The organism is Actinocorallia lasiicapitis, from assembly GCF_054778695.1.
On the sequence record NZ_BAAGZI010000212.1, the window covers coordinates 1 to 9,949 of the forward strand.

12 protein-coding genes are annotated in these 9,949 nt (G+C 71.6%); 3 read left to right on the top strand and 9 right to left on the bottom strand.

Annotated features, from left to right (window positions below):
• The coding region (locus ACYVE7_RS21400) for a hypothetical protein (protein ID WP_460366755.1) at nucleotides 1-635 on the top strand (635 nt) is incomplete at its 5' end.
• 61 nt (nucleotides 636-696) lie between these two features.
• On the opposite strand, the gene ACYVE7_RS21405 is transcribed toward ACYVE7_RS21400, so the two are convergent.
• Nucleotides 697-1,749, bottom strand: coding sequence for an LLM class F420-dependent oxidoreductase (locus tag ACYVE7_RS21405; protein ID WP_460366756.1), 1,053 nt, complete (start codon nucleotides 1,747-1,749; stop codon nucleotides 697-699).
• A gap of 29 nt (nucleotides 1,750-1,778) precedes the next feature.
• A complete protein-coding gene (locus tag ACYVE7_RS21410; protein WP_460366757.1) occupies nucleotides 1,779-2,465 on the bottom strand; it encodes an enoyl-CoA hydratase/isomerase family protein in 687 nt (228 codons plus the stop codon).
• Between the two features lie 174 nt (nucleotides 2,466-2,639).
• On the opposite strand from ACYVE7_RS21410, the gene ACYVE7_RS21415 reads away from it, so the two are divergent.
• Entirely contained in the window at nucleotides 2,640-3,212 is a 573-nt protein-coding gene (locus ACYVE7_RS21415; protein ID WP_460366758.1) for a TetR/AcrR family transcriptional regulator, read from the top strand.
• Between the two features lie 3 nt (nucleotides 3,213-3,215).
• Here the strand turns inward: ACYVE7_RS21415 and aroB are convergent, their stop codons facing one another.
• The 6 genes from aroB to ACYVE7_RS21445 form a co-directional block, all read right to left on the bottom strand.
• A complete protein-coding gene (aroB, locus tag ACYVE7_RS21420) occupies nucleotides 3,216-4,292 on the bottom strand; it encodes a 3-dehydroquinate synthase (protein ID WP_460366759.1) in 1,077 nt (358 codons plus the stop codon).
• 17 nt (nucleotides 4,293-4,309) lie between these two features.
• Entirely contained in the window at nucleotides 4,310-4,810 is a 501-nt protein-coding gene (locus ACYVE7_RS21425; protein ID WP_460366760.1) for a shikimate kinase, read from the bottom strand.
• Nucleotides 4,811-4,812: 2 nt separating this feature from the next.
• Nucleotides 4,813-5,994 (bottom strand): chorismate synthase, encoded by a 1,182-nt coding sequence (aroC, locus tag ACYVE7_RS21430; protein ID WP_460366761.1) that lies wholly within the window; start codon nucleotides 5,992-5,994, stop codon nucleotides 4,813-4,815.
• Between the two features lie 62 nt (nucleotides 5,995-6,056).
• Nucleotides 6,057-6,611 (bottom strand): prepilin peptidase, encoded by a 555-nt coding sequence (locus ACYVE7_RS21435; protein ID WP_460366762.1) that lies wholly within the window; start codon nucleotides 6,609-6,611, stop codon nucleotides 6,057-6,059.
• A gap of 9 nt (nucleotides 6,612-6,620) precedes the next feature.
• Nucleotides 6,621-7,310, bottom strand: coding sequence for an SseB family protein (locus ACYVE7_RS21440; RefSeq protein ID WP_460366763.1), 690 nt, complete (start codon nucleotides 7,308-7,310; stop codon nucleotides 6,621-6,623).
• Between the two features lie 61 nt (nucleotides 7,311-7,371).
• Nucleotides 7,372-8,532 (bottom strand): pyridoxal phosphate-dependent aminotransferase, encoded by a 1,161-nt coding sequence (locus tag ACYVE7_RS21445; protein WP_460366764.1) that lies wholly within the window; start codon nucleotides 8,530-8,532, stop codon nucleotides 7,372-7,374.
• Between the two features lie 206 nt (nucleotides 8,533-8,738).
• Here ACYVE7_RS21445 and ACYVE7_RS21450 point away from each other — a divergent pair, with 206 nt between their 5' ends.
• Nucleotides 8,739-9,524 (top strand): carbon-nitrogen hydrolase family protein, encoded by a 786-nt coding sequence (locus ACYVE7_RS21450; protein ID WP_460366765.1) that lies wholly within the window; start codon nucleotides 8,739-8,741, stop codon nucleotides 9,522-9,524.
• On the opposite strand, the gene ACYVE7_RS21455 is transcribed toward ACYVE7_RS21450, so the two are convergent.
• Nucleotides 9,493-9,949, bottom strand: a 457-nt coding sequence (locus ACYVE7_RS21455) for a carboxyl transferase domain-containing protein (protein ID WP_460366766.1), incomplete at its 5' end; no start/stop codon positions are given. The two genes, ACYVE7_RS21450 and ACYVE7_RS21455, sit on opposite strands and share 32 nt — an antisense overlap.

A 9,949-nucleotide genomic window follows, 5' to 3' on the forward strand; every position in this document is an offset into this window, starting at 1 on the left:
CGGGCGCGGTGGCCCTGCTCCTGCCGGGCGACTCCGCCCCCGACGGGGGGCCGGTCGTCGGGCCGACGGTCTCGGCGAGCCCCACCGCGTCCCGGCCGCGTGCCCTGCGCCTGTCGGACCTGCTCTACGCCGCCGACGTTCCGAAGAAGGATCCTCAGCACCGCTGGAGCACGAGTGCCGAGTGGACCGGATCCCTTTATGTTCCGACGTGCGGGGCCGGAACCGACGAGGAGGAGGATCCGTTCGGGAGGAGCGCGGGCATGGTCGTGGGCTACAACGGCAACCCCGAGATCGGCGGCAACGAGCTGACCTCGACCGCTCGGGCCGAGCAGGTGATGGATTTCCCCTCACCGGAGTCGGCTCAGGAGTTCTTCGCCGAAATCAAGGGGTATGCGGAGCGGTGCCCGGGCATCAAGATCACTCGCCCCGGGATCGGGGACGCCGCCCTGGCGTTCACCTGGAAGACCCCCCGCTCCGTCCATCCCCAGCGATCGAAGGGAGTCCTGGTCCGCAGGGGTCCGATCCTGGTCATCTATGGCGACTTCCGTAACGAGGGCCCCGAGCTGGCCACCCTCGACGACCATCTCAAGGACGCGCGGCGGATGGTCGAACGGCTGAAATCGCTCGGCTACTGACGTCCGAACGAGAACGGCCGTGGCGGGGAGGCCACGGCCGTTCTGGTGGTCCCTGTGCGGGTTAGAGGTCGGCGACCAGGGTCTTGATCTTCTCGATGAGCTGGAGCTTGGCCTGGTGGTCGGCCGCGATCGGGTTGACGTTGATCGTGGTGACGCCGGCGGCCTTCATGGCGACCAGGCGCTCCTTGACCCAGGACTCGGGGCCGATCAGCGACATGTTCTTGATCAGCTCGAAGGGCACCTTCTCGGCGGCCTCCTGCTTCTTGCCGGCGAGGTAGAGGTCCTGGATCTCCTCGGCCTCCTTCTCCCAGCCGTAGCGGCGGCAGAGGTCGTTGTAGAAGTTCTTGCCCTTGGCGCCCATGCCGCCGATGTAGAGGGCGGCCATGGGACGGCCGAACTCCAGGAAGCCCTCGACGTCGTCGCCGATGGCCAGGAACGCCTGGGCGTTGATGTTGAAGTCCTTGCCGAGCTCGGGCGAGCGCTTGGCGAAGCCCGCGCGGAGCGAGTCGCCCCACACCTCGTCGCACTTCTCGGGCAGGAAGAAGATCGGCTGCCAGCCGTCGGCGATCTCGGCGGTCAGCTCGACGTTCTTCGGGCCGATCGCGGCGATCTCAATCGGGATGTCCTTGCGGACCGGGTGATTGATGATCTTCAGTGCCTTGCCGAGGCCGGTGCCCTTCTCGGCCGGGAGCGGCAGCGTGTAGTGCTTGCCGCTGTACTCCAGGGGCTTCTCGCGCTTCCACACCTCGCGGCAGATCTCGACGACCTCGCGGGTGCGGCCGAGCGGCGCGTGGTACGGCACACCGTGGAAGCCCTCGATGACCTGCGGGCCCGACGCGCCGAGGCCCAGCGTGAACCGGCCCTCGGAGATGTAGTCGATGCCCGCGGCGGTCATCGCGATCAGCGACGGGGTCCGCGAGTAGATGTTGAAGATCCCGGCGGCGATCTCCAGCCGCTCGGTCTTGGCCGCGATGTACCCGAGCTGGCTGGCGCCGTCGAAGCTGTAGGCCTCGGCGACGTGGACGATGTCCAGTCCGGCGCGCTCATAGTCGGCCAGCTCGGCCACGGTCTCCTTGAATCCACCCGAGTAGCTGAGCGGCATTCCGATGCGCATGTGGGTTCCCCATCCTCGAAGGTTGTTCGTCAGAGCGACGCGCCCAGCGGGCCGCGCAGTGTCTTGATCACGTCTCCGTACAGGCCGGCGCGGATCGTCTGGAGGGTCTTGCCGGAGTGGGCGGCGCGGCGGCGGCCCTCGGCGAGCGCCACCGGCAGCACCTCGTCCTCGGGGACGGCCTGCTGGATCACCCCGGCGGCCAGCAGTTCCGGCGCGACGTAGCGGCGTCCGGTCAGCATGGCCTCGTGGGCGATCGGCCCGGGCAGGCGGGCCTTGAGCAGGGCGTTCATCCCGGCCATGAAGGGCAGTCCGAGGTCGATCTCGGGCAGGCAGAGCCAGCCGCGGTCGCCCCGCATGATCAGCTGATCGTGGGCGACGGCCAGCATCGCGCCCGCCGCGAAGGCGTGCCCGTTGATCGCGGCGACCGTCGGGAAGGGCAGCTCCAGCAGCCGCGCGAAGATCTCCATGACGGACTTGAGGTACTCCTCGGACCGCGCCGGGTCCTTGGTGAGGGAGTCCAGGTCGAGGCCGTTGGAGAAGAACTTGCCGGTGCCGGTGGTGATCAGGGCGCAGGGCTCGGCGCTGTAGTCGCCCTCGGCGACGGTGTCCAGCGCCTTGTTCCAGGCTTCGACGGCGGCCCAGGTGAAGCGGTTCTCGCCGTCGTCCATCCGCAGGACCAGGGCGTTGCCCTCGGTCCACTCCACGCTGATCGTCATTGCCGCCTCCACCGGGAATGTCCGCGCGCGGGCCTGCGCCGCGCGCCTCCAGCTTGTCATCCGGGTCCGGAGCGCTTCCTGGGGTGGTCGCCCCGGACGCGGTATGACGACTGTCATAGGGAGGGTGGCGGCGGTCCGGCGCGACGTCAATATGACGAATGTCATAATGTGGGGGTGACAGCCAAGGAGCGCATGGTGCGCAGCGCCGCCTACCTCTTCCGCGAGCGCGGCTACAGCGGGACGGGCTTCCGCGACGTCATCGCGCACAGCGGCGCGCCGCGCGGCTCGATCTACCACCACTTCCCGGGCGGCAAGGTCCAGCTCGCCGAGGAGGCCGTGCGCTACGCGGGCGACTTCGTGGCCGCCGGAACCGTCTCGGCCATCGACGAGAGCGACCCGATCGCCGCGGTGTTCGCCTTCGTGGGCTGGTGGCGGAAGGTGCTGGTGAAGAGCGACTTCCAGGCGGGCTGTCCGATCGCGGCCGTCACGATCGAGTCACACGAGGAGGCGCCGCAGCTCGCCGCCGCGGCCGCCGAGGCGTTCCAGCGCTGGCAGAACGCGCTGGCGCTCGCCCTGGTCGCGGGCGGGATCACCCCGAACCGCGCGGCGCGGCTGGCCACCCTGATCGTCGCCTCGGTGGAAGGCGCGACCATCCTCTGCCGGGCCAGGCGCGACACCACGACCCTGGACGAGGTGGCGGTCGAACTCGAGGCCGTCGTCTACGCGGCGCTCAAACCGTCCGGCTGAGCCCTAGCGGGCGACGCGGGTGAAGGCGTCGCGCAGGAGTTCCTCGGACGGGCCGGTCAGGCGGCCGCATTCGCCGAGCTTGTCCAGGACCACGAAGCGCAGGGTGGCGCCGCGCGTCTTCTTGTCGACGTTCATGGTGGCGCGCAGCTCGTCCCAGGTCTCGATCCCGTAGGAGACGGGCAGGCCGACCGAGGAGAACACCGCGCGGTGCCGCTCCACGAGGGAGTCGTCGATCCGGCCGTCGAGGCGGGCCAGTTCGGCGGCGTAGACACAGCCGATCGCGACGGCGTGGCCGTGCCGGAACCGGTAGTCCTCGGCCTTCTCGATCGCGTGGGCGAGGGTGTGGCCGTAGTTGAGGATCTCGCGGAGCCCGGCCTCCTTGAGGTCGGCGCCGACCACGTCGGCCTTCACCTGGACGGCCCGTTCGACCAGTTCGCGGGTGTGCGGGCCGTCCGGGTGGGCGGCGCCCTCGGGGTCGGCCTCGACCAGGTCGAGGATGCGCGGGTCGCGGATGAACCCGGCCTTGATCGTCTCGGCGAGGCCGGAGATGTAGTCCTGGCGGGGCACGGTGACCAGCGTGGTCAGATCGCAGAGCACCCCGGCGGGCGGCGCGAACGCGCCCACCAGGTTCTTGCCCTCGGGGATGTTGATCCCGGTCTTGCCGCCGACGGCCGCGTCGACCATGGCCAGCAGGGTCGTCGGCACCAGCACGCAGCGCACGCCCCGCAGCCAGGACGCCGCCGCGAACCCGGCCAGATCGGTGGCGGCGCCGCCGCCCACCCCGACGACCGCGTCGGTGCGGGTGATCCCGGCCGCCGCGAACCCCGACCAGAGCCCGGCCAGCACCGCGACGTCCTTGCAGGCCTCCCCGTCGGGCACCGGGAACGCGTGGACGAGATGCCCGGCCTGCTCCAGCACCCCGATGACGGGCCGGGCGATCTCCGGCAGACCCTCGGGGTGCACGACCGCGACGCTGCGCGCCCTGTCGCCCACGAGCCCCGGCAGTTCGCCGAGGATCCCGGTACCGATCACGACGTCGTACGGCGCGTCCCCGTGGACGGTGATCCGGCTGGCGGTCATCTGGCTTGCCTCCATCGTCAGCGCAGGGCCGCGGCGAGGTCGTCGACGACCTCCTGCGGGGCGCGGTCGGTGGTGACCGCAGTGATCTTGGCGAGCCGCTGGTAGATCGGCAGGCGCTCATCGAGCAGTTTGCGCAGCACCGACCGCGGGCTGTTGACCAGCAGCGGGCGCGCGGAGTTCAGGCCGACCCGTTTGACGGCCTCGGCCAGCGAGACCTCCAGATAGACGACCTGGTGGTCTTCGAGCAGCCGCTGGGTCGCGGGGTCGAGGATCGCGCCGCCGCCCAGCGCCAGCACCCCGGCGTGCGCGGTGAGCGCCTCGGCGACGGCCTGCCGCTCCAGGGCGCGGAACGCCTGCTCGCCGTCGTCGATGAAGATGTCACTGATCGGTTTGCCGGCCAGCAGCTCGACGTCGGCGTCGGTGTCCCGGAACGGGACGTCCAGGGCCTCGGCGAGGCCCGTGCCGATCGTGGTCTTGCCCGAGCCGGGCGGGCCGATGACGACCGCCACCGGAGCCATCGCTACTTCACCACCAGGGACTGCAGGTAGGCGCGGGCGTTGCGGGCGGTCTCCTCGACGTGGTCGCCGCCGAACTTCTCCAGCACGGCGTCGGCCAGGCAGAGCGCCACCATCGCCTCGGCGACGACGCCCGCCGCCGGGACGGCCGTCACGTCGCTGCGCTGGTTGATGGCCTTGGCGGGCTCGCCGGTCAGCACGTCGATGGTGTCGAGCTGGCGCGGGACCGTGGAGATCGGCTTCATCGCGGCGCTGACCCGCAGCACCTCGCCGGTGGTCATGCCGCCTTCGATGCCGCCCGCCCGGTTGGTCCGGCGGCGCACCCCGTCGGGGGTGTTGTCGATCTCGTCGTGGGCCTGGGAGCCGGGCCGCCTGGCCGTCTCGAACCCGTCGCCGACCGCGACGCCCTTGATCGCCTGGATGCCCATGAGGATCCCGGCGAGCCGGGAGTCCAGCCGCCTGTCCCAGTGGACGTGGCTGCCGAGGCCCGGCGGCAGGCCGTAGGCCAGCACCTCGACGACGCCGCCGATGGTGTCGCCCGCCCTCTTCAGCTCGTCGACATGGGCGACCATGGCCGCGTCGGTCTCGGCGTGGAAGCAGCGGGCCGGGCTCTCGTCGATCGCGGCGAGGTCCTCGGGCGTCGGCAGCGGAGCGTCGGCCGGGACCTCGACGGTGCCGAGCGAGATCACATGGCTGAACACCTCGACGCCGAGGGTCTGCCGCAGGAACGCCTTGGCGACCTCGCCGAGCGCCACCCGGGCGGCCGTCTCACGGGCGCTCGCCCGCTCCAGGATCGGCCGGGCGTCGTCGAAGCCGTACTTCTGGATGCCCGCGAGATCGGCGTGGCCGGGACGGGGCCGCGACAGCGGCGCGTTGCGCGCCTGGGCGGCCAGCAGCTCGGGGTCGACCGGGTCGGGCGACATCACGGTCTCCCACTTCGGCCACTCGGTGTTGCCGACCTCGATGGCGACGGGGCCGCCGAGGGTCTGGCCGTGCCGGATGCCCCCGGTGATCGTCACCTTGTCCTGTTCGAACTTCATCCGGGCGCCGCGGCCGTGGCCGAGACGGCGGCGGCGCAGCCCCTCGGCGATGTCCGCGGACGTGACGCGGACTCCGGCGGGCATACCCTCAACGATCGCGACCAGGGCGGGGCCGTGCGATTCTCCAGCGGTCAACCAGCGCAACATGCTGGTAATTCTTCCATCCCGGGGCCGTGCGGCGTCCACGGCGTCCACTGGGCGAGACGGGGTCAGCCGTAGATCAGGACCGACACCAGGGTCCCGGCCGCCATGACCGGCCCGAACGGAAGGCTCGCGCCCCGCCCGCCGCGCCGGGCGACGATCATCCCGAGCGCCCACGCCCCGCCCAGCAGATGGATCGCGAACACCCCGCCGATCCAGGCGGGCAGCCCGAGCCAGCCGAGCAGCAGACCCAGCGAGACGGCCAGCTTGACGTCGCCGAACCCGATCTGCGACGGCATCACGAACCACTGGATCCCGTAGAACGCGAACAGGGCCAGCGCGCCGAACACCGCGTACTTGAGCCGTCCCGGATCGGCGACGGCCAGCACCGCGAACGCCGCGACGGCCGCGGTGCCGGTGAGCGGGTCGGGCAGCCGTTTGAGCGCCACGTCGATCACCGACAGGACCGAGCCGAGCACCCCGACGGCCAGGAACGCGGGCAGCTCCGCGGCCGGGCCGAGACGCACGGTGAGCAGCGCGCAGACCGCGACCGCCAGCACCGCCGTCAGAACCGGCCGCGCGCGGACGGGGTCGAACCAGGGATCCCGGGGGGTGGTCTCCATGGGCGAACCCTAGCGGCGGACGGCCCCGAGTTCGATGCCGCCGACGATCCGGCCGCGCAGCACGTCCGCGAGCCGGTCGCCGACCCGCCGGATCGCCGCCTGCTCGTCCGCGCCGGGCGCGATCACGAACCTGACCGAGAGTTCGGCGCCCGTGCCGGGGCCCACCCGCACGCCGGTGACGTCGTGTTCGGGGCTGAAGGCCGCCTCGATCGCGGCCAGGATGTCGGGGTCCTCGTGCAGCGGCGGGATCGGCTCGCCCTCGGCCAGCAGATGCAGCCGCACCCCGTCCACGGCGAACGGGATCGGCCCCGCCACATCGACGACCAGGGCGTCGGCCTTCTCGTCGAGGGCGGCCTTGCAGGCGTCGCGGGCGTGGACGGGCACCGGGCGTGCGTCGGGATTCCACCGCTTCATAGTGCGCATGGAGGTGAAGCCGAGCACGCCACGCCGGCCGTCCTCGCCGACCAGCATGGGGAGCGCCATGTCGGACTCCTTCTCCCGGCGCAGCCCGTCGACCAGCTCCGACTCGTTGAGCACGGCGACGATCGGCACCAGCAGCCTGCTGTCGTACAGCTCGCTGATCACCCCGTGCTCGCCGGCCCGTCCCGCCGCGTACGCCGCGAGGGCGGCCGCCAGCCGGGGGTCGGCGTTCCCGTCGTCGTCGGGGAACTGAGGTTGCGCGATCGTCGGTCCTGCCACGTCCGGCAGGGTATATCCAAAACGCGTCACGGAGAGTGCCGTTGTGGACACTCGTTCCCGGTCAGAGGGCGGCGAGGCGAGTGACGGCGGCGTCGATGACCTCGTCCTTCTTGCAGAAGGCGAAGCGGACGTAGTGGGCGCCACGTGCCGGGTCGGCGTAGAACACCTGGGTAGGGACGCACACCACACCGGCCAGTTCGGGCAGCGCGCGGGCCAGGGACAGCCCGTCGGTGTGGCCGAGCGGCCGGATATCGGCCTGCACGAAGTAGGTGCCCTCCGGGCGGAACGCCGTGAAACCGGCCGCTTCCAGCCCGTCGACCAGCCGGTCGCGTTTGGCCTGGAGGGTCTTGCGGAGCGAGGAGACCCAGCCGAGCTCGTGCGCCAGCCCGTAGGCGACGGCGCTCTGCCACGGGCCCGAACCCACATAGGTGAGGAACTGCTTGACGGTCTTGACGGCCGTCACATACCGGGCGGGCGCGCAGACCCAGCCGGTCTTCCAGCCCGTCACCGAGAAGGTCTTGCCCGCCGAGGAGATCGAGACGGTGCGCTCGCGCATCCCTGGGAAGGCGGCGAGCGGCCGGTGGACGGAGTCGTCGAACGTCAGATACTCGTACACCTCGTCGGTGATCGCGACCAGGTCGTGTTCGACGCAGAGCTCGGCGATCTGCCGGAGTTCGCCGGCGGTGAAGACCGTCCCGCAGGGGTTGTGCGGGGAGTTGACCAGGATCGCCCTGGTCGCCGGGGTGATCGCGGCGCGCAGCTCGGCTGGGTCGAAGGTGAACCTGCCGTGCGACGGGCGGAGCGTCACCGGGCGGAGCCGCGCGCCGGACAGGGCGACGGTGGCGGCGTAGGAGTCGTAGAACGGTTCGAACGCGATCACCTCGTCGCCGGGGCCCGTCAGCGCCAGGACGGCCGCCGCGATCGCCTCGGTGGCGCCGACCGTGATCAGGATTTCGGTGTCGGGGTCGTAGTCCAGGCCGTATCGGGCGGCGCGCTGGGCGGCGACGGCCTCGCGGAGCACCGGCAGGCCGATCCCGGGCGGGTACTGGTTGCCGCCGCCGCGGATCGCGGCGATCGCCTCGTCGAGGAGCGCGGCGGGGCCGTCCTCGTCGGGGAAGCCCTGCCCGAGATTGATCGCGCCGGTCCGTGCGGCCAGCGCCGACATCTCGGCGAAGATCGTCGTCCCGAAGCCCCGCATCCGCGCCACCAGAGGTTCGTCCACAGCCCCCAGCTTAGGCCGTGTCTTATGAATCTTCAGTCCTACTGCGCGGCGTCCAGGCACGCACCTCGAGGGCTTGTCGTCGGTCACCAGCCAAACCAGGCTGGCTCCCTCCTCCGCACCCCCGAGGCACGCACCTGGACGCCGCTCGCTACGGACAAGATCCATAAGACACGGCCTACCGGGCGCGGGGCTGGCAGACTGGGATCATGTTGCGTATCGGGCTGTGCCAGATCGAGGTCGGCGACGATCCCCGCGAGAACCTCGCGGCCGTCAGGGCGGCGCTCGCCAAGTGCCCGGGCGCCGAGCTCGCCGTCTTCCCCGAGGCCACGATGGTGCGGTTCGGCAACCGGCTCGCCGACTTCGCCGAACCCCTGGACGGCCCGTTCGTGACGGGCCTGCGCGAACTGGCGCGGGAACGGAACGTCGCGCTGGTGGCGGGCGTGTTCGAACCGGCCGGCGACGGGCGCGTCCACAACACCCTGGTCGCGATCTCCGAGACGGGCGAACTGGTCGGCTCCTACCGGAAGATGCATCTGTTCGACGCCTACGCCTTCGCCGAGTCCGATGTGGTCGCGCCCGGCGACGAGCCGGTGACCGTCGATCTGGCCGGCACCAGGCTCGGGCTGATGACCTGCTACGACGTGCGCTTCCCCGAACTGGCCCGCGCCCTGGTCGACCAGGGCGCCGAGGTGCTGCTGATCTCCGCGGCGTGGGCCTCCGGCCCCTTCAAGGAGGAGCACTGGACGACCCTGATCCGGGCCCGCGCCATCGAGAACACGATCTGGACGGTGGCCGTCGGCAAGGCGCCCGACCGCACCGACCCGCCCGCAGGCGCCCGCACGGGAGTCGGCCGCAGCCAGCTCATCGACCCGATGGGCACGGTCGTCACCGACCTCGGGCCGTTCCCGACCGTCCGGACCCTGGCCGCGGATCTCACGCTCACCGGCAAGGTCCGCGCCCTCATCCCCGCCCTGGAGCACCGCCGCCTCTGACGGGGACGAACCGGGCGGAGCGTGCGGTGAGCCGGTCGCCTGGCGGGAGCGAGGCGGCGGCCAGCAGCGCCGTCTCCAGCTCGCCGACGAGGGCCACGGGCTCGTCGGGGACGATCCAGTCGACGATGCCCGCCGCCAGCAGGTCGGCGGCGGCGATGCCCTGTGCCTCGGCCATCTCGGCGGCCCGGTCCTGGGTCCGGTGGACGATCACCGAGGCGCCTTCGGGCGGCAGCGGCGACAGCCAGCCGCTCTCGGTGCACAGCACCCGGTCGGCGGGGAGCAGGGCGAGGGCCGCTCCCCCGGTGCCCTCGCCGAGCAGCAGGCAGACCGTCGCGGCGTCCACGCTCATCAGTTCGGCGAGGCAGCGCGCGATCTCCCCGGCCAGCCCGCGGTTCTCGGCGTCGGCCGACAGGACCGCGCCGGGC